The sequence below is a fragment of the Achromobacter sp. 1L-A-4-B-C2 genome (assembly GCF_057291955.1).
This window is the reverse complement of sequence record NZ_JBXAWP010000005.1, coordinates 352509-376677: the sequence shown is the minus strand read 5'-3', so window position 1 is coordinate 376677 and position 24169 is coordinate 352509. Positions and strand designations below refer to the sequence as shown.

Here is a 24169-nt window from a genome sequence, read left to right as displayed (position 1 = left end):
TCCCGACAGCGGGGTGTGAAATCGGAGTGAACTGAGTGAGCTCGAACCTTGCCCACCATGGTCGGAACACGACCTTCGACGTGCCTGACGCCTTTAAGTTCGATGGTGTCGCCTATGCCGCAGACATCAAGGTCCTCGAAGACCTTCCTGTGTGGACCAGAACTCCGAACGGCCTATCCCTCTGGCAGAACCAGAAGGAGGCAATAGCTCTCGGCGCCGCCTACGTCCGCGTCTCGCAACAAACGGGCGAACGCGAAGGCGCCCTCGTCAAGATGCCGACGGGTAGCGGAAAATCGGGGGTTATCGCCGTGCTGACGCGATGCCTCCCCAACGTTCGCCGCGCGCTGGTGCTAACGCCAAGGGAAGGCCTGGTTCAGCAAATGTACGCCGACATTCGGCGCCGGTTTTGGGCGAACATGGGATGCGCCGAGCCGGGCGACGAGATCTGGTCGGACTCTAGCGTCGAGCCGGCGTCGATCGGGATTCTGCTGCCGAACGGGACTCGAACGGAACAGATTTGCAACAGGGCGGAAGGTAGCGACCGAATCGTCCTTGTCGGCACCCTCCAAGCTCTCGACAAGATCCGGACGGATCGAGACAAGTTGAGGCGCCAGGCGGCCGGCGTTCCGTTGGAGGACACAAAGGTGGCGGAACTCGCCCGGCTGGACCGCATCCTTGATCTGCTGCGCACGTTCGATCTCGTCGTCGTGGACGAGGGGCACTATGAGCCGGCGCCGTCGTGGAGCCGGAGCGTCAGAGAACTTGCGCTGCCAACTATCCTGCTTAGCGCTACCCCCTTCCGCAACGACTACAAGCTTTTCACCGTGCGCGGCTCGTTCGCCTACAACTTCCCGTTTCCGAAGGCGGCCGACGCCAAGATCGTGAGGGACGTGTGCTTCGCCACGCTGGACTCGCAGAACGGCAGCGCGACGGCCATCAACTCCTCTAACGAGGATACTGACAAGACGTTAACCGACGGCGACGCATCGGCCGTCAAGACCTTTGCAGGCCAACTGCTCGAACTTGCACCCTTGCTCACTAAGGACCGCCCGGCCGGATCCAAAATCATCGTGCGGGCTGCATCATGGAGCGCGCTCGCGACGTTGCAGCCACTCCTCGCGGGGAGCGAACAGACGGACGCGGTGCTGATCCATGACCAGGTGGGCAAGGGTGATAACCGCAAATTGCATCCGCTTCGCTTCGTCACGGTAAGGGAGGCGCAGAACAAAGCCGGAGGAGCGACCTTTTGGCTGCACCAGACAAAACTGCTCGAAGGCATCGACGATCCGATGTTCGTCGCGGTCGCCATTTTGGACGGTTTCACGAACGACCGCCAGCTCGTGCAACAGATCGGCCGGGTTCTGCGCTCGACCGATGCGAAGCGCCAGCAGATCCAGACGGCGACGGTGGTCGCACGTAACGCCGAGCAGCTCGCGCGCCTCAAGACTAGTTGGGCACAATACCTGGCCTTCGAAGCCGCAGGAGAGGAGAACCTAGCCAGCATCATCCCCGGCGAGGCCTATCTGCCGGAGAGGATCATCCCGGCGATGCCGGATCAACAGTACGTCGACGGGAGCTTCCGCCAGAGACTCCCTGTAACGGGTCCGCTGCACCGTGATGATCTTCTGGTCCCCCGCCGCGCCGCGATCTTCGCCATCGGTCCGGACTTCGACGCGACTCTCGCGGAAACCGAGGCCCTCGAGGGCATCGTCGCCCGCAATCGCTTTGTGGTCCATCCCGTCGCCGATTTGCCGGAAGGAGTCTGGGGCTGGACCTTCTTCACCGTCGACGAAAGCCCCTACCTCAGCCGCCACTTCGTTACTGAATGGCAATTTGGGGTCACGCTGATGGTGCGGATCAACGACCGACTGTTCGTGTTCGATACCGACGGTGTGCCGTTCGACGCCAGCAAGATCGGCGTCACGCGTCTGGACAGGCAGATCCTCGTCCGGCTCTTCGGCCCGAGCAGCAACGACCGGAAGGTCCGCATCACCAAGCTGGCAGCCGCGTCGCTCGAAATGGCGGACCGCGCGATCCGGACGACGACGACCAGCACCGCATCCTTCGAGGACACGTTTACGGACTTGCTGGATGCGGTGCTCCTTCCGACCAACGTCGCGGGATACGTCGGCGGCACCGCCCGCTACCTAGGCCTGAGCCGCTCCAAGGTCACCGACGCGAGCGTCCGCCGCGTCGGCGTCGATGACTACGTGAGATGGGCCACCGACATCGACCGCGAGCTCACCGCTGCGACGGCGGGCAACCGGGTGTTCGATCGTTTCGCGCAGCTCACAACACCGGACCCCGACAAGGCGAAGGAGCCCAGGAATATCCTGCTCGATCTGCAGCCGCTTGACGACTTTGGTGTGTTCATCGCCGACCGCGAGGGGCAGCCGTCGACGCCGAAGGCGCCGTCCGTGCTCGACCTCTGCGCCGATATCGACGCCGGCCAATTCCAGGTGACGATGATCGACGGTAACAAGGTGGGCTGCTCGATCACATACAACCCCAAGTCCGGCCGCTACGCGATCTCAAGCGACGAACTCAACGCCATTTTCCAGCAAGGCCTATCGGCGTCGGGTACGGTCATGACGCTAACCGAGCGAATCAACGCCGAGCAGGCGTTTCGCGTCCTCACCGACGAGGCCGACAAGGTTTACATGCATGGTAAATGGGCCAAGGCGCGGGAGATCGTGTCGGACGGGCGTGTCCCGGCGCTCGATGTCGCCGTTGCCGTGCCGGCGCTGAGGGACACGTTCGTGGAGAAGGGAGAGGCCGCATGGGCGACCGGCAACGTCACCAAGTGGCACAAGGAGTCGATTTTCGGACTGACTCACAAATACATCGGCCTCACCGGCCTGGCGCCCGACGCCTATGCCGAGGCGCTGCGGGAGTTCCCCCTTGTCCTGCTTGACGACGACGGCCAGGAGATGGCCGACTTCATTCTTGTCTCAGACAGCAAGGTGGTGCTGCTCCACGCAAAGGCTCTGGGGAACGACGACGGTGACGAAAGCGCCTCCGTGACGGCCATCCAGGAGGTTGGGCGCCAAGTGGCTGCATCGCTGGGGTTCTTCCTGACCTCGTCGCCTCAAATCGAGAACAGCCGATGGCAGCGCGCCTACACCGCGAACAAGACCACCATCCCCGCGCCAGCGTCGGGAAGCATCCGCATTTTCCGCAACAGTGGAGGGCTCGCTTCCGGTGACGTTGCTGGAGTGGTACGCGCGGCGTTGCGTGATCGCCGCATTGCCAAGGAGGTCTGGCTCGTCGCAGGCCGGTTGCTAAACATTGAGACTGCGCGCGAACGTGCGTTGGCGAACAGGTTGACCAACCGGACGCGGCAGCTGATCATGTACATCGACGGCCTGTCGACGACATGCGGGCGCGCGAACGCTAGGCTGAGGATCTTCGCGCATTAGGGTAACCGAGCGTCCGCTTATCGCCTCTGGGCGCCCTGAAAGCGCCATTCAGTAGGAAGCCCAATCTCTGTCGTTGTCTGGTTCAGTTCTTGCAGAAGCCGGATGTCCGCTACTGGCCGATTCTGTTGAAAAACTCGATGTCCGTGCGCCATCGCTCCGAGATCGAAAAATCGACCTCTCAGATCGCCCCTGGATCAACGATCTCATCTTGGGTAAGGGGTGAAGCACCCTCAAGAACACGGTCGAATGTCATCTGGAGGAGTTTTTCAACAGAATCGGCCGGAAGCGGCCGGTGGCAAAGGGTCGCCCGCGACCCGTTGCTGGCCGTCCGGGCCCCGTCAACAGGTGTTTGCTACGCAGAGGTTCCCGTCTGCGGGGGATTGCCGATTGGCAGAGCGCTGGCCTGCTTGAAATGGGTAGGAGAAGGGCGTTGACCGGCGCAGCATGCCCACTAGGCTTGGAAGGGGTACTCCGCCGAGGCTTGATATGCGAAAATAAGCCCATGGCAACCGTTCGCAAACGCCCATCCACGACCAGTGGGGACTTACCTATAGTCCGCTACGTCGTCCAAACCGGCACGCCGACCCCGAAGAGCAAAGCTCCTCGGAAGCAAGCAGGCAAACCGGTGCGCGCCGCAAAGAAGGTAGCAGATCCTAAGCCAGCTTCTAAGAGGGCCAAAAAAGCCCATGCCCAGCCGGAGTCGGTTACCTATACGGCGCTGACGGCACCAAAACGCACCAATCCGTTTTTGGTAGGCCGTAAAACGGCCATTGAGATTGCCAAGCGCGCAGGGATTCTCGACGAGGCCGGCAACCTCCAATCGTTCTACCGGTGAACGCAGGACATCTGATTGTCGGTTACCACGGTGGCGATGTAGTAGTTCGTGACGAACTGGTCAGCCGACGACTGGCATTCCTCGATCAGAGTCGCAATGACTACGACTGGCGAGGTCCGGCGTCTACTTTTTCGAGAACGACGCGTAGCGAGCTCAATTCTGGTTTCCGTGAGGATAGACCCGTTCACATCAAAGTCCTTGCGGTGGGCCGAACTCTTTGGACGGTGTCGAGCAGCGCAGACGTAGACCTGGCCACACCCCCGCGAGAAACGACGAGCGACACGAATGCTTCCACCAAGGGTTGAGCTGACGGTAGGCATCTCGTCGAACTCACGACCGACTGCCTAGGGGCGAGGGCCTGAACGTCTCTTCATGGCCGGCAGCCCCCATTCATCATAATTCACAGCCGTCGCTCTAAGCTCGGTGTGGAGATCATCCGTACCATTCATGGGATCGGCTACCTGTTAGGTCCGGCGTAGCCTACTGGCTAGCCAAGGGTGAATTCCCGCTTGATGCCGCGGCGGAAAAACATGCAAATCCGATCACATCTACCTTCAACTCAACTTAAGCTGGGCCCCTGGCGCGAATCCGTAATTCTCGATCTGTGTGGTGTTCGGGACCGTAGCGTACCGCCTAAATAGCCCCACCTTGGAGCTCTGGATTCCCCATTCGCGTCGGACCCCATCGGGGACATAACCAGAAGGTGGCTCGAGGGCCCATAGCTTTCTCACGTTCACGGTATCGACGAGTATGGACCTGCCGTCTGAATAGCCGGCAAGTCGCATGTAGCCTCTCGCCGCGGGCAACTTCAGGGCAATGCGGCCTTGTCTAGCGCTCTGGGTAACTGATCGCCACATGCGCATGGCGGTGGGAAAGCGAGTGACCCAGGCAATGGCGAGGGAGGCGGCCGAGCCGGGGGTCACCCGATGTGGGCCAAATCGTAGGTCGCCCTTCCGTGGCCATTCAGCAGGTGGGTTGCAGAGCTCGTAAGGCGAGTGGCCACGGAAAACTGCAGGCAGGAAGTCGCTAATTGGGAGCAGTGCCGCGATTAGGCAACTGGCAGGAATCGTGACCTTGAAGTAAGCCGGCTCGCCGTCCGGCCAGGTATAACGGCATATCGTCGTGCTCCAAACTTGATGGCTACATGAGTTCAACGCTGCAAGCCCGTCGGGCTCAAGGAATTTGTGAGCCTCGCTTTCTTCTAAGTGTCGAAGATCAACCTCTGCGCCAATGCTGACATAGGATCCCACGTGGGGTAAGCGATAGGTATTCCCAAATGTTTCTGACGTTAGCGGTAACGTTTTCTCGCCCAATGGGGACACGAAATTGAGATGAGGCGTGTGGGTTTTCCAACTTATCTTGTCCAACCAATAGGGGTGTAGGGTGCTACGAATATTCTGCATCAGTACTGCTAATTTTTTTGTTTGCGTGGGCCTTAGTTGCGCCGACCGATCTGTCGCTCGGACTGATCTGAATGACGAAACCGTTCTATGAGGGCTCGAGTAAGCGGGAAGGATGTGGGTTGGTGCCGATACAGACAGGAGTACGAAAGTCGCGTCATTAGCGATCGGACTGTAGCCCGCTTGCTTTCGGCACGTAGCTCAGCCCACAGACGGGTGATGATCTCCACGCCATCGAGATCCAATGCGTGGCAATCCCTGGGTGCCGGTCCGGGCGCGGGGTATTGAAAATTTGCGCGGTCGATATCCTCGGCGTTCAGGAAGCTTGCCATGCAGATATGCTTAGGCGCCGCTAAGCGGCCTGCAGGCAATTGCTTGCGCAGGAGCAACGCCGGCCAGCTGGCCCTTGCGCTATCGTTAGGGAGCGCGTTGATGGTGGCGAGGAATGAGCGTCCGAAAGCATTGATCAAATCTTGGGATAGAGCGGCTGATGCTATCTGGCGATCCTTATAGATATAGCCGCGTTCGAGTGCCTTTTGTCTGTAGAGGTCATGCCAGTTATCCCGCAGGCTCCAGTCGGCACTCAAGGTGCTGACGGATATGGAAATCCATGATTCAAGTAGTTGGGGGCTGTAGCCTGGATCGGTCTCGAGAGTAAGGACGCATAAGTGAGGCATTGCAAAGTCCATGGCTGCTGCGCATGAGTGAGGAGCGCCACTCTTTGCCCGCAGCAGCTGCTCGTTGTGAATTGGGCAGCGTGTGACGCCCGGGAGCATGTGTGAGCGATGCCAGTAGCTTTCCTTGAGTTCTTTCAGTTCCGTCTCCATGCAGCTTGCGCAAGCGCGGAAACAGTTCGACTCTTGTGCATGTCTAGAGAAGAAAAATGGTGACTGCAGGCGCGTGCTCGCGTCGGCGAATGCCGCGCAATACGGAAGCATGGTGTGTTCTTGCAGCAGAGCCTCAGGCGTTGATCCAAGCCAATTTGCGATTGACTGAATAGAGTTTGGCAAAAAATAGGATGTTTGCGCCGACTTCCGGATGACGCGCTTGAAGAGCTGCGTCGGACGCAGCCCATACCAAATGCACGCTCTCGCGAGCGTGCTTCCAAGAACCTCGTCTGGGTAGGGAGTCGGCGCGAACATGATCAATCCACAGGTATGAAAGCCTCGGCGTTAGCGACAAATCCCAGCCGTTCAAACTCCTTCAAGATGGGCCGCTTCGATTTGACCGCAAGCTCGTACGCCTCAAGATAGCCCGTTACCGGCGGCTTGGCACCTGAAGATCGTTTGGGGCGAATAGCGGTGGCCGGTGGTGGCGGCGAGACGACCTGGCCGGGTTCTTGTGGGCTTGGGTTCGAGGCCTTTGCCTTGGATGAAGGCAGCTTGGCCGAACGCGAAAGTTGTTCAAGTTTCACTTGATCCGCAAACGGAGCGGCGTCGCTGTAACGTCCCAGAATTCGGGTGTCATTGACAGACAGTGCTCCGATGACTTCGTGAAGGATCTTGAAGTCAACCTCATAGACGTGATCGAACCATTCCAACGTCAACTCGTCAGCGCCCGCGGAGATTGTTCGAATCTGAGCGAACTGGAAGAGCTTGATCGTGAGCGCTAGGATGCCTTGGGTGTAGCCGTAGATGATTCGAAGAACTTCACTGTCGAACTCGAGAGGCTTCTTGACCCATTGATACTTCGAAAGCGCCATCGTGAACTCAGCCCACTCGCTCAAGCTGTCCGGCCCTGCATCGTCATATAGTGGCATGCGTTCCCATTTGGACAGTGCAAGCCCAGTCGCTCGTCGCGCAATACGGAAATCCCGGCCCAGCACCTTCATCGCAGCGGGAGTTCCGACAAACAAGATAGGGACGTTGAGGATATTACACAGCGTCGTCAGCTCCGTCATAACGCGAGCAGCACCAGAGGGCGAGTTGTTAAGGTTCTGCGTCTCGTCCACGACCAACATGCCGACGTAATGGATCGCCATCAGGCGGCCGACGGTTTGTAGCAGCATTTCGCCCGTTTGCCGCGTGCCAAGATACAAGTCGGCATAGCCGAACTGAGGTAACAACGCATCGATCTGAAGGATGATCGCGTAAGCAAGCGCCTTCACCGAACTTCCCGCTGAAGACATTTCGATGTAGATGTAGGGAAGCTGAAGTATGTCCAGTTCTTCGTGCTCGATGGCGGGAGGATATATGCTCAGCCAACGCTTAAGCGTCACCGTTTTACCCATCCCTGAAACGCCAAGTAACGCTCCACATTCCGAGGTCATGCGTACTGAGTGGCGTTGCGAGTAGATCCCACCGTTCTTCTGCGCGTTATAAAGCTCCCCCAGTGCTTCAACATGAGTCTTTTGGGCAGGGCACCTCCCGACATAGCCCTCACGAATCGTGGTCTGGATCGCGCCCGAGAGTTCAATATGTAGCCCCAGCGGATACATGAAGTTGGAAAGAGCTAGGATTTCCTGAATGCGATCTTGGTCGCTCCACTGTCTCTGGACCAGGTCAAAGTGGGGAACGAGGGCCAAGCTTTGTGCAATGTGGGAATCAGGGACAAGCGGAGGAAGCGCTTCAATCATGGGATTTCCCTGCATTCGAGGGTTGGTTTGTGGCGTATACCGGGCTTTTACTGATCTCATGTTTGACTCCAGAACTTCATGTGACGCGCCTTATTCGCTAGGCCGGACGCCAAGCGGCGGGCAGTGGAAGGGGACGTCGAAGGTTGGTCTGCCGGCATGGTGTTGGCCTCCTGTACCGACGCAGTGTCAACGGGGCAGTTTTCGGCTACGGCGCCGTGCCGTTCCCTAGCCAGTTCAGTACGGCGATCTGCGGGCAAGTTCTTCCTGCCGGCGCTCTTGGACTTCCCCTTCTTCGCCAGCTTGGCCAAGGCTATGGCGGGTTCCGTCGTCTTCTGGCTCTCGTGGCGGAATCTGATTCGTTCCTGTTGCTGCCTATGCCGGACGACCTTAAGCAACTGCGCCTCAGCTTTGCGGAAGCTAAGGGTCTCTTCGCGTGACAGACCGCGATACTGGCTGCTGCGTGGCGCGAGGGTCGCCGCTACGAGTCTGCCATCGATGACAACGTGGATTACATCGACTTGATTGCGATGCGCATAGCACTCGACCGGATAAGTTGGCGTGCCTGTGCGAGCAAACTTTGAATGGAGAGCCTCGTCTACTGGGACGTAGTAGAGACTTCCTTGGCGCAACCCGTATTTCGTCACCCACGCTTCAAGCCGAGGCAGCAATGCGGTCCGAAGCTTTTGCTCAGAGACACGCGCAAGGCGTCCTGCATTCGTCTGAATCTCGTGGTTCCAGACGTTGATCGGGGTAGCCATGAACTTCTCTGAGATCTGCCTAACCGTGAGACGATAGTTGTCGCGAGGGCTGTTGTTGTGGCGGATGATGTCTAGAAGAATGAGTCGCTGAAGCTCACGCAAGGTCAAGGCTGCGCTATCGCTTCCATCAGATTTCTGACGCGCGTCCCGGTCCTTTGCGGGACTATATCCAGGCGCTAAGTCGGCGATCGCGACGTGTGTAGTTCGAAACTTCTGTTCAACGAGTGGCTTCCAATCAGGACGGCACGACGGCAGATTCATGACGGTCACGGACAGCGCGTCTGAAAGACGAGTGGCCTCTCGGCTCATGGCTTCGCCCCGATCGGCGTGGAATTCGACGGGTAGGATTTGGTGGGCAGGCCAGTCAGCTTCGTTGTAATCGACGCGCAGGGCTTCGCACATCTTTCGCTTGTCTTCAGAGATACTGAAGATCGCGTGTAGGGCTGCATCCCAGCTTGCGTTTTCCAGGCCAAGGTACCAACCAACGATCAGCCTCGTTCTGACCTCGATGATGTAGATCAACGTCGGTCGACCGATGATCCTGGACCGATCGTCCGAGAAAACGAGCGTGACGTCGATAATGGTCGCATCAATTTCATAGACTTGACCGGCGTATTTCGCCTTCTGTTCTACCGAGCCGAGGATGGGGCGGTGCATGAGTGGAAACAGCTTGGGGCCCGCTCGCAGCCGCAAGACGAATTCCTTCTCGTAACGCGTCCGAAGGTAGTGCGCAAATTGCCGTCTGGTGGGCATCTGCCCAAGGTCTCGATACAGCACCCGTCCCTCTGCATCCACGCGCTTGTAATGTCTGACTTCAAGTGAGTCGTAGGCGGCGCTGACCGTAACTTTATCGCTGGCGAGATAGACCGTCCGAATGATGTCCTCGAAGTTCCTTCGGTCGTCGTCCGTCAAAACATAACCCGGGTAGCCTTCGGGTTTCCGTCCGCGGAAGGCATCTTTGGGCTGAGCATCTGAGGTGCTGCGCCGAGTCACCAAGGCAGCAATGCACTGGCCCATTTGCCAGTACTTCTTGAGGTATGAGGCGATCGTGTTTTTGCAGTTTTTTACCTCGTGTGCGCGCTCAGTGATCAATTCCCATCGCGAGCCTCGTCGCAGAATCGCGTCATCCTTGACTAACGGCTCAATGATCGACCAGCGTGCGTGTGCGAGATCGAGCTCAGCGTCGCTGCATTGACGGTGAGCTTCGAGGTTCTCGGCGTCCACGCCGATCAAACGAACGTTGCGAAGCGCATCGGTCTCAACTTTCAGTGGCCAGGCTCGCATGTCGTGCGCTCGAATGACGTACGAGTATGCAGGTTCTTTCGCATCACAAAAGTGGATGAATCGATTACCTTCCAGGTCAATGAATTGGTCATTTCTGAACAAGATCATGGCAGGTCCCCAGGAGCTGTGAATTCTGCGAGAGGCGTATCGAGGATCTCAGTCGCCGTGAGCGGCGCGCTGACTCTCCGTTCGATCAGGAGGCGCTTCAGAAGTCGGATCGATGTTCCCGCCTCCAGCGAACGAGCGGCATCAAAGGACTCGCACATCGTTCTGGCGATAGTGAGTCCATCAGCGTCTCTGAGTTGTTGTTCAAAGTCGTCCAAGTGCGCCTCGACGATTTCGCCGTTCTCGGTGGTTTCGTCATCACATGAGCGAGCGCTGTAGATCCACTCGATGTTTTCTACCGCACGATTGGGAAGCTTCGTGTCGAGAATGAGATGGTGTGGAATGCCCATGTCCTGGAGCGTCGTGCGGGCAATCTCCAGTTTGGCCACGGAACGCTTGCTCTGCAGTTCCGCGGAGGTCTTCACTGCAAACGCCTCTACGCTCCGCTTGCCGTCGCGAATGAAGTCCACCAAGAAGTCGACGGTCATGACAACCGGAACTTCCGAATGAGGATAGACAGGATGCTTCAAACCGAGTCGGCGAGCGACCTCTAACGTTTGATCGCGGTCCAGAGGGTACTGTTCACGAATGTCGACAACCTCTTTGGACCGCTCGAGCAGCAAGAAAACGCGATATTCCAGTCCACTCAGCAGGTGGAGCGTGCGGCCAACTTTGATTGATGGGACGCGACGAGATTGGCCGATTGACGACAAGTCGAAAACCGTAATGAACGATCGGTAATCTGGGCCATGCCCGGAACCGCGTCCTTCGTTGAAGAGTTGACGAAGCTTAGTTTCCGTCATTGGGGTGTGTTTGGTCGCCATTATTCCCTCGAGTAAAAGACGAGTGGGAGCAGCCCAGGCCTTATGGCTTGGGCAGGAATAAATCAGTGATAACGGAGGCTCGATATGAGAATCCGTTACTGAATCGGCTAGGTTGAGATACTGCGCATGTTGAATCCTCGGTTTAATAATTGGAGTCGAGGAAGCACGGGACTTAGCTAGGCACGAGTGTGCCCAGCGGCACGCTTGACGCGCCGCTTGAGATCCTTTAGGATCGTGCGAAGGTATGTTCTGCCTAACGCACAGTCCCGAGCCGTCATTCCTGCTCTAACAGGAATGACGGCTTTTGTGCTTTCACGATGGGAAACGGTGGGAAATATGTTGCGATGAGTTCTGTCCTTATTTTTTTTGGGGATCGAATTCTGCCGTATTTCGTCAGAAATTCAAACTCATCGGACATCTGCAGTTGCGACTGTCACGGTTCGCGGTTATATTGCGTATGCGCTCTTTCTTCACTAGATAAAATAAAAAAATAAATGTGAAAAATTTACGGCGTTAGCTCTTCCATTTGCAATAGGTTTTGCACAGTCGGTATTAATCATTATTAATGTCGGACACCTTTCGGCGCCTCTCGAAGTAATAGTTTGTAAATTATTTTTTGGGTCGCGCGCATGTCGACCCCTTCGATCTGAGAGAGGTGCGCACGAGCGGAAGTGGAAAGCTGCAGGGTGTCGCGAGGAAGGTTCCACCACTCCTCAATGTCTCTGAGAATCAGATCTGTGATTCGATCCAGGTCTTGCGATCTCGGCGGCGGGAAGTGAAGCAACTCGAACCTACTGAGCAATGGCTCAGGTAGCGCAATAAGCGAATTTGCGGTGCCGACGTATAGGCAATGTGAGAGGTTGCACTCCGTCATTAGAAAAACGTCGCTGTAGCGGGCCGCACTGAGCGGCTCGAGGAGATCCAGCAACGCGTCGTGGGGTCTGCCCCCTTGCGCTTCTACAGCGACTTGAGCTTTGTCCAACTCATCAAGGATCACTAATGGGTTCGCAAGGCGATGCTGCAGCATGAATTCCACGACCCGTGAGGCTCTGCTGCCAGCCCAGCCTCGCGTCTGGCCTTTGAGCAACTTCGCATCACTCATACCGGCCATGTTGATGATCAGACCTCTGATTTCAAGCAGTTCGGCCAGCCGGCGTGCATATCGCGTCTTACCGCAGCCGGGTGTGCCCGCAAGAAGTATCGGTCGCCAGCCTAGTCGTGTGCTTCCCCAGCGGGACCTCGCTAGCAGTGCATCGACAATGAACCTCGAGACTCCTGAGGCCCACGGAAACTCTTCCTCTAGCGCTTGGAGAATGGCGTATAGCTTCGTCTCGCTAGGGAGGGAAACCAAGGGTGTGTCTTCCTTGAGCGCCTCATAGGTGGTGAGGCAGTCAGCCTCATGTGGATCGGAGGATTTCGGTATCTCCCCGAGAAGAATGGGAGTCGCGTGATTTCTGCCGTGTGGTACGTGCGCGGCTTGGGGCAGGCACCGTGGGCCAGGTGTAGAGATCGCGAGATGTCGGGGTTGAGGGACTCGAAAGACGTGTGCTTCGATTTCGTTCTGAATGACGGTATAGCGTTGATGGTGGAGCTCATCATCCTGGGTGCCTTGGGAGGCACCAGCAACGAGCAGCGGCCAGCAGTCCGCGATACGCGACCACTCCATCGCGCGCCAGTTTTGCGGCATAGATTGCTCACCTTCGGCGCATATTGGCAGCGTCAGCCAACACGCGATGAGGTCCAGTGCGACTGAGAACTCTCTGGCGGTCCAGCCAAGAAATAGCTGAGGCCTAGCCTTGTGGATGGCGGCAGCGCCAAGGGTCCAGGCGGACATAGTGTCTAGGTCGGCCGCTACCACGGCGCCTCGTCTGATGTTTCCTGTCTTCGTTGTGAGCTGTGGCAGTGGGAGGCATAGGCTTCGATGGCAGCGCAGATCGCGTAACCGGAGGCATTGCGACGCCAATGCGGCGCAACCCTGCACGTCTCCCAGCCTCGCGCTTAGCTGATACCAAGCCCGAGCTTCATTCGGCGCGCAACCCAACCGTAGGGCTGCTTCTGTATCCAAGGTTTGACCAACATCCCGTGCTGCGAGGGCGCGCTTACGCGGTAGAAGCGTGAGGTCCAGTGCGATTCGTATGCTTTCCACAAGTGCGAGCCCGACTTCGGTGGGCAGTCGTTTTGCCGCGGCTTGCAGGTCGCAGCATTCCTTATGTATTAGCGGACTTTCCAGAGTCATGGCCGCGCTCCCGGAGGCGTTTCTCAACGGTTTTTCTCACACTACGACCTCTTCAGGTAGCTGCCTATCCGAGGTCGTGGAAGGTGTGCCGGCGCCGGTTCAAGAAAAATTGTTCGCAGTTCAATTTGTTCAACTCGAATTGTTCTGCGGATCACGTAAGTCCTTGATTCCTCATTGCACGCGCCATCGTGCCTTAGAGCTGCGCGAGGTGGCGAGAGGCGTCTGCGAAGATTGGCTGGGCGGTGACAGAGACGGTGCTTTGCTGACAAATCCGGCGTAGAGAGTGGGCAAGCCGATGAAATGACTGAGCTATTCGCTCGATGAGCACCTGAAGTGAGCCGCTGAAAGAATTTTTTTGTTCAGTCGTCCAGGCCTTTGTTGGGATAGTTCAAGAAAATTGTTCAGGTTCAGTGGTGAATTGAGCGGAAACAGCGCGCGATGACTGGCGCATCTTCAACCGCAGCGGCATTACGCATTTGGTGTCGATCAGTGGCATGCACGTGACGTCTATCGCGGGTATCGCGGGCGTGCTGGTGGCGGCGGGGTGGCGGCGGGCGCGATGGCGCGGGACGGGCTTGCCGGAATTCGTGCCGTCGCGTGTGGCCGGCGGCGCGGCGGCGGCCGTGGTGGCGCTGCTGTATTGCCTGCTGGCGGGATGGGGCGTGCCGGCCCGGCGCACGTTCTTCATGTTGTCGGTGGTGCTGGCGGCGGTGATGTCGCGGCTGCCGCTCACGGCGGGCAGGGTGTTGGCGTGCGCTGGGGCGGGCGTGGTGGCGTTGGACCCGTGGGCGCCGTTGTCGGCAGGGTTCTGGTTGTCTTTCGGCGCGGTGGCGATATTGCTGCGCATTGCCGAGCTGCCGTTTGATGCCGAGGCGGGCTGGCGCCGCCGTTGGGCAAGCCGGTTGGCGCAAGCGACGCGTTTGCAGCTGCTGGTCACACTGGGCTTGACGCCGCTGCTGGCGTTTCTGGTGTATCAGGTATCGGTCGGATCGCCCCTGGCCAATGCCGTGGCAATTCCGTCGGTAACGTTCATCGTCACGCCCTTGGCGTTGCTGTGCGCGGCGCTGTCCGTGGTGCCCGGTGCGCAGGCGGTGGCCGCGTGGGTCGGCCAGGTGGGGTTGGCGGCGTTTGATTACACGATGGCCCCGGTGGCGTGGGTAGGTAATGCTGATTGGGCCAGCTTTGCCGTGGCTGCGGCGCCTTGGCCTTGGCTGCTGGTCGCGGTATCCGGCATGGTCTGGGCCTTGCAGGTGCGCGGGTGGCCGGCCCGCCAACTTGGCTGGGTCTGCATGCTGCCCCTGCTGTGCTGGCGGCCGGACAAGCCCGAACCCGGCCATTGGCGCATGACGGCCCTGGACGTGGGGCAGGGCAGCGCCATCCTGGTCGAAACGGCAACGCAGACCCTGCTGTTCGATGCCGGCCCGCGCCATTACGGCGGCAGCGACGCGGGCGATCGAGTCGTGGCGCCGTTCATGCAGGCGCGCGGTATCGATGTGCTGGATGTGCTGGTGCTGTCCCACGCCGACCAGGACCACGTCGGCGGCGCGCGGGCGGTGATGGCGGCGGTACCGGTGCGGCGTAGTTATGCGTCATTTGATGTGGCGGCGTTTGTACGGCGGGATGCCAGTGTGTGGCCGGCGGTGGGGGCGATGGGCGGGACGGCAGGTGGGGCGCGAGGTTGGACGGTAGGCGGGACGGCGGGAGGGACGGCAGGAGGGGCGGTAGGTGGGACGGTAGGCGGGACGGTAGGCGGGACGGCGGGAGGGACGCGGGGTTGGACGGTAGGAGGGATGGCGGGAGGGACGGTAGGCGGGGCGGGGGGAGGGACGGCGTCGGGTGCGGCGTCGAGCCAAGCGGCGCCCGGCACGCCGTCCACGCTGCCCGATCGTATGTTGCGCTGCCGTCGCGACGACTCGTGGGAGGCGGACGGCGTGCGGTTCACCTTTCTGCATCCTGGCGACGGCGGCGGCGCCGAACCGGTGGACCGGAACGCGGACAGCTGTGTGCTTTTCGTAGAAGGAGCCAGCCATTCGCTATTGCTGACAGGCGACATCGGCGTGGCGCAGGAGCGCGAACTGGTCGCACGCGGGGTGCCTGAAACCGATGTGGTGCTGGCCCCGCACCACGGCTCAGCATCGTCATCCGGGCGCGACTGGGTACGCGCCGTGCAAGCCACTCATGCCATTGCGCAAGCGGGCCATCTAAACCGTTTCCGCCATCCCGCCCCGGCGGTGGAGCGGCGTTGGCTAGCGGCGGGGGCGGTGTTCTGGCGTAGTGACCGGGACGGCGCGGTGATGGCTTTATCCACTGCAAACGGTCTGTCGGTTTGGTCGCAGCGTGATGACGGTGCGCGCTACTGGCATGGGCGATGACTGTCGGCTAAGGCGCGATAGGCAAGCGCTTGGGGACGGTTAGACGCGGACCGCAGCCAGTCTAGCCGCCGCTGTGCTACCCCACACCCATCACCAACCGATCGAACAAATCGTCCCCGCCCATCTGTCCGCCCTTAAGCATCAACTCCACACCATCAACCACAGGGTCGTCGCTGCGCGCAACGCTGACGGTGACGCCGGGCGCTAACACGCACCGGAATGCCAACCCCCACAAACCCAGCGCCAGCGTGGCTTGGCTTGAAGTGTCGCCGCCGGCGATGCCGACCCGTGCAAGCCGGGTTCCCGCTTGCGCACTGGCGGTGATGATGGCGGCGGCAAGCTGTGCGGTGGCGCGGGCGGTGGAGGCCGCTTCGTCCGAGGTGACGGCCTGTTCGGGGCGGTCGGTGTGGACGAGCACGTTGTGGCCTTGCGCCAAGGCGGCGACCGCCGATTGGATTTGTTCGGCTACGTAGGCGGGTGACGCCAACAGCGCCTGTACTTGCAGGGGCTGATGCTTGTAGCGGGTGCTGGCAGAGATTTGCCGAGCGGTGACGGGTGACAGGCTGCCGGCCATGACCAGCACGGGGCCAGAGGCCGGGGCAAGCGGGACTACGCCACTGAGTAAAGAGGTAGCGGCATCACGCGCAGCCATCTTGCCGCCGTGCGCGGCCGCGTGCCCGTCTGGGCCAGCCGCCGCTTTGTCACGCTGAAACACGCTTGCGTCGCGCGCGAACGCCGCCGCGCGCGCCAGCGCCTGCTGTACGCTGCTTGGGCCAACCGCCAACAACGGCGCACTTGCCGCCGCGCGCCAGATCAGGCGGCCAATCACGGCGAGCTGCTCGTCGTCCGTCACGTCGAACAGGACCGGGCCGTCACTGGTGCTGATCAGGTCGTCGATCCAGGCGTCCAGCTGGGCGACGTCGTTCGCACCCACCGCACTCGACGCACAGGGCGCACCCGACGCACCTACATCCCCAGCACCCCGCAATCGCGGGTACGCAATATGCGGCACCGACCGAATCCCCTCCAGCCCCTGCGCGGCCAGATGCCGTCGCAAATCTGCCTCATGCATCGGCGTGACCGGGTGCTGGCTCATCACCGGATGCCGGTCGATGCGATACACCTCCGGCGCGGCCCCAGCGCGGGCGAACAATTGGGCAAAGCTGCAATAGCGTCCGATGCTGGGTTGCCCGCCCACAATCGGTACCAGCCGGTTCGGCATGTGGCGCCGCAGTTCGCGGATGGCGACGCCGATGCTGCCGACGTGCGGGGCGCTGTCGAAGGTGGAACAGCACTTGTAATGCAGCACGCGTGTGCCGGTGCCGGCCATGAAGCGGCCGACAGAACGTAGTTCCGTTTCCATATCGGCGGGGGACATGGCGCGCGCGGCGCCCGCGATGCCGATGGCGTCCAGCGGGCCGGCGCGGCGCAGTTGTTCGGGCGTGGGCACGCCAAGGAACAGCAAGCCGCGCAGGCCGGCGCGCGCGACTTCGGCCAGCGTGTCGGTGGCGCCGGTGAAATCGTCGCCGTACCAGCAGATGCTTGGTGCGGTCAGGCTGACTGCGGCATTTGCGCTGCTCGCGTCATCGGCATGGCCTGGGCCGTCGTGATCTTTGGCGCTGCCCGCCTCACCGCCAGCGCTACCGACCCCCGCAGTCATGCCCGCCCACCAAAAAATTCCAATGCCCGCTGCAACTCGGGCGCATTCCGCGCAAAGTCTTCCGGGGCCTGTCCATCGCGCACCGCCTGCCACGCTTGCCGAATGCTCTGGACGCCCGCTGCCGGCCCATCCGGGTGCGCCAAAATCCCGCCGCCGGACATGAACATCAGATCGTCAGTACGCACAGCTGCCCACGTGGCGGGCACGGTGCCGGCCCATTGGCCGGAAGAGAACGCGGGCATGACCGGGTCGTCGATGCCGGGCGTGAGCGAGGCCAGGCAGTCGCGCGCCGATTCGACGACTTCGCTGTCTTCCTGTGCGAACTTGCCTTGCAGGCCGTGCACGTGCATATGGTCCACGCCGGCCAGGCGCCACAGCGTTTGATACGCCTGAAAGCCGATGCCCAGCAAGGGCGCGCGCGACAAGGCGCCGAAGCCGTTGCGATGCCCGTGCAAGGCCAGCGGCGTGCTGCGGCGCAGGGTCTGGATGGCGGAAAAGCCGCACCAGTTCAGGCTGGCCATGACGCAGGTGCCGCCTTCGCGTTCGATCAGGTCGGCGTGGCGGCGCATGGCGTCGGTTTCGTCGCTGATGTTGAACGCCACCATCACCTGGCGGCCGGTGCGTTCGCGGTGGGCGCGCACCACCGCCATGACGGCGGCGACGCGTTGCGCCAGCGGCGCGTGCGCGGGGTTGGCGCACACCTCGTCGTCCTTGATGAAGTCCACGCCAGCCGCGCACAGCTGGGCGACCAGATGCGCGGTTTGCTCGGGCGACAGGCCCACATTGGGCTTGATGATCGTGCCTACCAGCGGCCCCGTTGCCACGCCTGTCAATTGCCGAGTGCCGGCGATGCCCACTTGCGGCATGTCGAACTGGGCGCGGTAGTTGGCGGGCAGCTCCATGCTTTCCAGGCGCAGGCCGGTGACTTCGCCCAGGTCGTACAGGTTGCCGCCGACGGTGGCTGCCAGCGTGGGCAGGTTGGCGCCCACGTTGGCCACGGGAAAGGCGATGCGGACGCGAGCGCGCTGGTACTTGCCAGGCATGCCGCCCGCTTGGCGCGCCAGCCAGGCGTTGGGCAGGCTGGGCGTGTCGGTGGTGTCCAGCAGGTCGATAGATTCAATGCGCGCGCGGGCCCGGGCGCGCAGCTCGTCAGTTTCGCCTTGCACGCGGGTGAAGGTGCCGCAGGACTGCTCGCCCGCCATCACTTCGGCGACCCGCGCGGGGTCCATCGGGGTTTCGATCAGGTAGGTCGCGCTAAAGGACTGGGAATTCATAGGCTTGGGAATTCAAAGGGGGCGGCGGGCGGCAATGTTGGGTCAGCAAGGGACAGCGGGCGGCAGTAGCGATCAGCATGCGACAGAGGCATCAGCGGGCACTAAGCACGCACTAAGCAGGCACCAGCAGGCACCAGCAGGCGTCAGCAGTTCAAAGGCGCGACAAATCCGGGAACGGGCGGACCGGGTCCTTGCCGTCCCAGCCGTTGGCGCTTTCTCGGATCAGGTCGAACAATCGGCCCTTGGGGCCGGCCACTTCCGACAGTTCGATGACGGTGCCCGGGTGGTATTCGGTGTCGAAATAAATGAAGCGGCCTTTCTCGCCGACTTCGCCGCTCATCTTGGGCTTGAAGCCCTGGGCCAGCAGGCGTTCCAGGTCGGCGTCGTAGCTTTCGGTCCAGTAGGCCACGTGTTGCAGGCCGGTGCGGCCGGCTTGCAGGAAGTCGCGGTACATCGACGGCACGTCGTTGCGCGTCTGGATCAGTTCAACCTGCACGAAGCCGGAGTTGGCCAGCGCCACGGAATTGTGCGGTTGGTGGCTTTCGCCGTCGTACTGGTAATTGACGATTGGCACGCGCGGGTTGTAGTACCACGGGCCTACGCCCAGCGTGGTGCTCCAGTACTCCATGGCGGCTTCGATGTCGTGCACCACATAACCGAGTTGGCGGATTTCGCCCAGGAAACGACTCATGATGGATCTTTATAAAAGGAAGACGAAGATGGGGGGGAGGCGGCCCGACGCGGATCTGCGCGGGCCGCGTCGGGTCACAGGAAGCCGATGGAGAACCAGGGAAAGGCCGCCACGATGATCAGGCCGATCAACAGCGCCGCAACGTAACCCCAGATGGGGCCGATGCCCTCGTTGGGGTCGACGCGGCTGATGGCGCAGGCGCCGTAGTAGCCCACGCCGAAGGGCGGCGCGAACAGGCCGATGCCCATGGCGAAGATGACGACCATTGCGTAATGCACTTCATGCACGCCGGCCTGCACCGCGATCGGGAACAGCAAGGGGCCGAACAGCACGATGGCGGGTATGCCTTCCAGCACGCTGCCCAGGATGATGAACGCCACGATGGACACGGCCAAAAAGCCGTAGCTGCCGCCGGGCATGCCGGCCATCAACTTGGCCAGATCGCCCGAGAAGCCGGACTGCGTCAACGCCCACGCCATGGCCGTGGCGCAACCCACGATCAGCATGATGGCGCCGGACAGCGAGGCGGTTTCGATCAGCATGGGGCGCAGGCGCGCCCAGTCGAAGCGGCGGTAGATCAGGATGCCGATCAGCGCGGAATACACGATGCCGATGGTGGACACTTCGGTGGCGGTGGCCACGCCTTCGACCACCGCCGCGCGGATGACAAACGGCAGGGCCACGGCGGGCAGGGCGATCACGAAAAAGCGGCCGATCTCTTTGAAGCTGAAACGTTGCACCAGGCTCAGGTCTTCACGGCGATAGCGCCACCACACCACCGAGCACAGCGCCAGGCCCAGCACCACAGCGGGCAGCAGGCCGCCCGTGAACAGCGCGGCAATCGACACGCCGGTAACCGAGCCGATGGTGATCAGCACAATCGACGGCGGTATGGTCTCGGTCTGCGCGCCGGTGGCCGACAGCAGCGCCACCAGGTCGCCCGGCTTGGCGCCGCGCTTGCGCATTTCCGGGAACAGCACGGGGGCGATGGCCGCCATGTCGGCGATCTTCGAGCCCGAGATGCCCGACACCAGATACATCGCGCCGATCAGCACGTACGACAAGCCGCCGCGCACGTGGCCCAGCAGGCTGGCCAGGAACTGGATCATGGCGCGTGCCATGCCGGTCATCTCGATCAAGGATCCCAGGAAGATGAACAGCGGCACGGCCAGCAGCATCAGGTGCGACATGCCTTCGTCCAGCCGGCCCACCATGACTTCCATGGGCGTGTTGGTCGTCAACGCCAGGTACGAAAACGTGGCCAGCGCGAACGAGAACGCAATCGGCACGCCCGAGAACACGGTGGCCGCGACGATGCCCAGGAAGAAGATCACCAGGTTCAGCTTGCCCAGCCCCTTGAACATGGGCTGCGCCAACCAGAACAGGGCAACCACCACGGCCACGCCGGCCAACGCCACGAGCACATGGCGCAGGGGTTGCGTGCGCAACAGCCGCAGCAAGGCCACCACGCCCATCAGCGCCATGCCCACGGGAATGGCGGCGGCGCGCCAGGCGTTGGACAGTTCCAGTGCGGGCGTGATGATGAAGTGTTCTTCGTGCGCGTATTCGATCGCGGGCGACAGGATCAACACCAGGAACGCCAGTGACGCGGCCAGCGCCGCCGTTTCGAGCTGCGCGCGCCGGGCCGGGCTGACGTTGTTGACCAGCGCCGTCATGCGCATGTGTTCACCGCGCCGCAGCGCAACCACGGCGCCCAGCATCGACAGCCACAGGAACAGGATGGAAGCCAGTTCGTCGGACCAGACCAAGGGGCTGTGGAAGGCGTAGCGCGCGACGACACCCGCGAACAGCACGCAGATCTCGACCAGCACGATGGCGGCCGCAACGTGCTCGACCACGCCGCCCAGCACGCTGTCCAGCGCGTTGGCGGCGCGCCGCAAGGGGTTGGCCGGCAGCACCGGGGCGGCGGCGTGGGGGGCGGACAAGGAAGACATGGCGCGACCTCAGGCCAGCTTGCCGACGCTTTGTTCCAGCAGCGACCAGGCTTCGTTGCCGAAGCGGCCCTGCCATTCCTTGTAGAAGCCGGCGGTGCGCAGCGCCTGGCGGAAGGTGTCCGGGGCCGGCTGGTTGAATTTCAGGCCCTTGGCTTCCAGGTCGGACTGCACCGACGCGTTCAGCTTCTTGATGTCTTCACGCTGTGCCAGGCCGGCTTCATTGATGCCGCGCGCAACGATGGTCTTCAGGTCTTGCGGCAGGCCTTCCCACATGCGGCCGTTGGCGATGAACCAGTAGCCGTCCCAGATGTGGTTGGTCAGCGAACAATACTTCTGCACTTCGTACAGCTTGGCCACCTGGATGATGGGCAGGGGGTTTTCCTGGGCGTCGACCACTTTGGTCTGCAACGACGAATACACCTCGCTGAACTGCAAGCTGGCGGGCGCGGCGCCCAAGCCCTTGAACATTGAGATGGGCAGCGAGCTGACCGGCACGCGGATCTTCAAGCCGTCCATGTCCGCGGCCGTGGTCACGGGCGCCTTGCTGCTGGTGGTTTGGCGGAAACCGTTGTCCCACATCTTTTCAAACGCGTAGAGCTTGCGCTGCGCGATGGCGGCGCGCACGTGCGCACCCAGCGCGCCGTCCATGGCGCCCCAGACCTGGCTGTAGTCCTTGAACGCGAAGCCCACGGCGTTGATGGCGGCCACCGGCACCAGGGTGGCGATAACCAGCGCCGACGGGGTGAAGAAGTCGATGCCGCCCGAGCGCACTTGCGCCAGCATGTCGGTATCGCCGCCCAGTTGGTTGTTCGGGAAAATCTTGATGTCGACGCGGCCGTTGCTTTCTTTCAGGATGCGGTCCGCGGCTTCTTGCGCGCGGATGTTCAGCGGGTGCGTCACCGGCAGGTTGTTGCCGTACTTGAGCGTGTAGTCGGCCGCGCGGGCGATCAGCGGGAATCCGCCGGCCAGGGCAACGGCGGGCACCGCGCAAAGGCGGCGCAGAACACTACGGCGTGTCAGCAGCTTCATGGTTGTCTCCAAAATCGGTTTTATGATGTTTTTTGATGTGCCACAAAAGCGCCATAACCATGCGGCAGACTGGACAATAGTGAATTGACGCTATCATCGTCAAACCTTATTCATGATGGTTTTTGATGTGAATAGAATGTCGCCCGACCGCAAGCTAGCCCGTTTGGCCGATGTGGCCGCACGCGCCGGCGTGTCTACCGCCACCGCCGATCGTGTGTTGAATCGCCGGCCCGGCGTGCGCGCCAACACCGCCCAGAAGGTGTTGAAGGCCGCCATGGAACTGGACTATCTGCCCGAACAGGAACTGGCCGCCGCCTTGCCGGCCGAGCCGATGCGGCTGGTGTTCTTGCTGCCGCGTGGCAGCAACCGGTACTTGCGCATGCTGGGCGACACCGTCAGCTATGCGCATGAACACTTCGGTCCGCTGAACGCCAAGTGCCAGATCGAATACGTTGAAAGCTTCAACCCCGACGCGCTGGCCCAGGCGCTGGTCAAGCACGGCAAGCGCGCCGACGGCATTGCCTTCATGGCGCTGGAACATCCGGTGGTGCGCGAAGCCGTCAACACGCTGGCGCAACAGGGCGTGCCCACGGTGACGCTGATTTCGGACCTGGCCAACAGCGCGCGCACGGCTTACGTGGGGCTGGACAATCGCGCCGCCGGGCGCACGGCGGGTTACCTGATCGCGCGCTTTGTCGGCCCGCGCGCGGCGCACGTGGCGCTGATTGCGGGCTCGCGCCATTACCGCGCGCACGAGGAACGCGAAAGCGGCTTCTTGCAGTTGTATGCCGAACAGTTCCAGGCGATGCAGGTGGTGGATCTGCGTGAAGGCTATGACGATGCGCAGCGCAACTACGAGCAGACGCGGCAGTTGCTTGAGCAATATCCCAATCTGGCGGGCATCTACAACATCGGGGGGGCGTCGGACGGCGTGGCGCGCGCGTTGAAAGAGGCCGGCTTGCAGCATCGCGTGGTGTTCATCGGCCACGGGCTGACGCCGGACACGCGCTCGCTGTTGATTGACGGCACCATGGACGCCGTGATTACGCAAAGCCCGATGGAGGCGCTGATGAGCTGTGTGCGCATCTTCAGCAATCTGCGCGACAAGCGCAGCCCGATGAACGGCGTGGAACTGGCGCGCAGCCAGGTGATTTTTCGCGAAAACCTGCCCTGAGGGAAGTTTGCTTCAACATGCTTGCTATTTAACTGCCTAGGCAGATAAAATCCGCTATCGGCAATCGCCATCGCGGTCGCCATCGCCATCGCCATCCACCCCACGAGACAACCATGGCCACTGCCAAACCCGCCGTGCTGGACCGCTTCTACACCGGTGAGCTCGGTTTCATGATCACGTCCGTGCGCGGCAGCATTCATGATGCGCTGGAGCGCGAACTGGCGCCGTTTGACCTGACGACCCCGCAGTACGTGGTGCTGAACTGCCTGGCCAAGGGGTGGGGCCGCACGCTTAGCGATTTTTGCCGGGTGCTGGCGTATGACTCGGGCGCGATGACGCGGCTGCTGGATCGCATTGTGGCCAAGGGCTATATCCGCCGCGTGGAGAACGAAGCGGATCGGCGCAGCTACCTGATCGAATTGACCGAACAGGGGCAAGCCGCATTGCCGCAGGCGCTGGCCGCCACGGAAGTCGCCATGCGCCGGCTGCTGGCCGGCTTTTCTGAAGCGGACGCTGAGACGCTGCACAAGCTGCTGTCGCGCGTGTTGATGAATGCGCAGGCGGACGAGGCGTAGGCC

At 61.3% G+C, this 24169-nt stretch carries 14 protein-coding genes and 1 pseudogene; 5 read left to right on the top strand and 10 right to left on the bottom strand.

Features of this window, described 5'->3' with window-relative positions; genetic code table 11:
- The first annotated feature begins 35 nt into the window (after positions 1-35).
- Entirely contained in the window at positions 36-3419 is a 3384-nt protein-coding gene (locus AC0Z35_RS23720) for a DEAD/DEAH box helicase (RefSeq protein ID WP_485132851.1), read from the top strand.
- Positions 3420-3921: 502 nt separating this feature from the next.
- On the top strand, positions 3922-4254 hold the full coding sequence (locus tag AC0Z35_RS23715; RefSeq protein WP_485132852.1) for a hypothetical protein: 333 nt from the start codon (positions 3922-3924) through the stop codon (positions 4252-4254).
- A 1435-nt stretch (positions 4255-5689) separates the two neighbouring features.
- Here the strand turns inward: AC0Z35_RS23715 and AC0Z35_RS23710 are convergent.
- The 5 genes from AC0Z35_RS23710 to AC0Z35_RS23690 form a co-directional block, all read right to left on the bottom strand.
- Positions 5690-6796 (bottom strand): TniQ family protein, encoded by a 1107-nt coding sequence (locus tag AC0Z35_RS23710; RefSeq protein WP_485132853.1) that lies wholly within the window; start codon positions 6794-6796, stop codon positions 5690-5692.
- Between the two features lie 2 nt (positions 6797-6798).
- Entirely contained in the window at positions 6799-8229 is a 1431-nt protein-coding gene (locus AC0Z35_RS23705; protein ID WP_485132854.1) for a TniB family NTP-binding protein, read from the bottom strand.
- Between the two features lie 56 nt (positions 8230-8285).
- Positions 8286-10379 (bottom strand): hypothetical protein, encoded by a 2094-nt coding sequence (locus AC0Z35_RS23700; RefSeq protein WP_485132855.1) that lies wholly within the window; start codon positions 10377-10379, stop codon positions 8286-8288.
- On the bottom strand, positions 10376-11200 hold the full coding sequence (locus tag AC0Z35_RS23695; protein ID WP_485132856.1) for a TnsA endonuclease N-terminal domain-containing protein: 825 nt from the start codon (positions 11198-11200) through the stop codon (positions 10376-10378). The genes AC0Z35_RS23700 and AC0Z35_RS23695 overlap by 4 nt, the downstream gene beginning before the upstream one ends.
- A 562-nt stretch (positions 11201-11762) precedes the next feature.
- Positions 11763-13034, bottom strand: a complete 1272-nt coding sequence (locus AC0Z35_RS23690) for an AAA family ATPase (protein ID WP_485132857.1) — start codon at positions 13032-13034, stop codon at positions 11763-11765.
- 824 nt (positions 13035-13858) lie between these two features.
- Here AC0Z35_RS23690 and AC0Z35_RS23685 point away from each other — a divergent pair.
- Positions 13859-15808 (top strand): annotated as a pseudogene (locus AC0Z35_RS23685) (ComEC/Rec2 family competence protein); the annotation flags it as partial.
- A 76-nt stretch (positions 15809-15884) separates the two neighbouring features.
- Here AC0Z35_RS23685 and AC0Z35_RS23680 read toward each other — a convergent pair.
- From AC0Z35_RS23680 to AC0Z35_RS23660, 5 genes are all read right to left on the bottom strand, one after another.
- On the bottom strand, positions 15885-17468 hold the full coding sequence (locus AC0Z35_RS23680) for a four-carbon acid sugar kinase family protein (RefSeq protein ID WP_485132858.1): 1584 nt from the start codon (positions 17466-17468) through the stop codon (positions 15885-15887).
- Positions 17465-18742, bottom strand: a complete 1278-nt coding sequence (locus AC0Z35_RS23675) for a ribulose-bisphosphate carboxylase large subunit family protein (protein ID WP_485132859.1) — start codon at positions 18740-18742, stop codon at positions 17465-17467. The genes AC0Z35_RS23680 and AC0Z35_RS23675 overlap by 4 nt, the downstream gene beginning before the upstream one ends.
- A 151-nt stretch (positions 18743-18893) precedes the next feature.
- Entirely contained in the window at positions 18894-19433 is a 540-nt protein-coding gene (locus tag AC0Z35_RS23670; protein ID WP_046807840.1) for a VOC family protein, read from the bottom strand.
- 74 nt (positions 19434-19507) lie between these two features.
- On the bottom strand, positions 19508-21388 hold the full coding sequence (locus tag AC0Z35_RS23665) for a TRAP transporter large permease (RefSeq protein ID WP_485132860.1): 1881 nt from the start codon (positions 21386-21388) through the stop codon (positions 19508-19510).
- 9 nt (positions 21389-21397) lie between these two features.
- Positions 21398-22417: a TRAP transporter substrate-binding protein gene (locus tag AC0Z35_RS23660; RefSeq protein WP_046807842.1), complete on the bottom strand. Its 1020-nt coding sequence runs from the start codon at positions 22415-22417 to the stop codon at positions 21398-21400.
- Positions 22418-22529: 112 nt separating this feature from the next.
- On the opposite strand from AC0Z35_RS23660, the gene AC0Z35_RS23655 reads away from it, so the two are divergent.
- Together AC0Z35_RS23655 and AC0Z35_RS23650 are read left to right on the top strand one after the other, a co-directional pair.
- Positions 22530-23591 (top strand): LacI family DNA-binding transcriptional regulator, encoded by a 1062-nt coding sequence (locus tag AC0Z35_RS23655; RefSeq protein ID WP_485132861.1) that lies wholly within the window; start codon positions 22530-22532, stop codon positions 23589-23591.
- A gap of 113 nt (positions 23592-23704) precedes the next feature.
- On the top strand, positions 23705-24166 hold the full coding sequence (locus AC0Z35_RS23650; RefSeq protein WP_046807844.1) for a MarR family winged helix-turn-helix transcriptional regulator: 462 nt from the start codon (positions 23705-23707) through the stop codon (positions 24164-24166).
- The last annotated feature ends 3 nt before the right edge of the window (positions 24167-24169 follow it).

Coding starts and splice junctions, on each gene's coding strand:
- AC0Z35_RS23715 (WP_485132852.1), top strand. CDS start 3,922: ATGGCAACCGTTCGCAAACGCCCATCCACGACCAGTGGGGACTTACCT.
- AC0Z35_RS23710 (WP_485132853.1), bottom strand. CDS start 6,796: ATGTTCGCGCCGACTCCCTACCCAGACGAGGTTCTTGGAAGCACGCTC.
- AC0Z35_RS23705 (WP_485132854.1), bottom strand. CDS start 8,229: ATGATTGAAGCGCTTCCTCCGCTTGTCCCTGATTCCCACATTGCACAA.
- AC0Z35_RS23700 (WP_485132855.1), bottom strand. CDS start 10,379: ATGATCTTGTTCAGAAATGACCAATTCATTGACCTGGAAGGTAATCGA.
- AC0Z35_RS23695 (WP_485132856.1), bottom strand. CDS start 11,200: ATGGCGACCAAACACACCCCAATGACGGAAACTAAGCTTCGTCAACTC.
- AC0Z35_RS23690 (WP_485132857.1), bottom strand. CDS start 13,034: ATGTCCGCCTGGACCCTTGGCGCTGCCGCCATCCACAAGGCTAGGCCT.
- AC0Z35_RS23680 (WP_485132858.1), bottom strand. CDS start 17,468: ATGACTGCGGGGGTCGGTAGCGCTGGCGGTGAGGCGGGCAGCGCCAAA.
- AC0Z35_RS23675 (WP_485132859.1), bottom strand. CDS start 18,742: ATGAATTCCCAGTCCTTTAGCGCGACCTACCTGATCGAAACCCCGATG.
- AC0Z35_RS23670 (WP_046807840.1), bottom strand. CDS start 19,433: ATGAGTCGTTTCCTGGGCGAAATCCGCCAACTCGGTTATGTGGTGCAC.
- AC0Z35_RS23665 (WP_485132860.1), bottom strand. CDS start 21,388: ATGTCTTCCTTGTCCGCCCCCCACGCCGCCGCCCCGGTGCTGCCGGCC.
- AC0Z35_RS23660 (WP_046807842.1), bottom strand. CDS start 22,417: ATGAAGCTGCTGACACGCCGTAGTGTTCTGCGCCGCCTTTGCGCGGTG.
- AC0Z35_RS23655 (WP_485132861.1), top strand. CDS start 22,530: ATGATGGTTTTTGATGTGAATAGAATGTCGCCCGACCGCAAGCTAGCC.
- AC0Z35_RS23650 (WP_046807844.1), top strand. CDS start 23,705: ATGGCCACTGCCAAACCCGCCGTGCTGGACCGCTTCTACACCGGTGAG.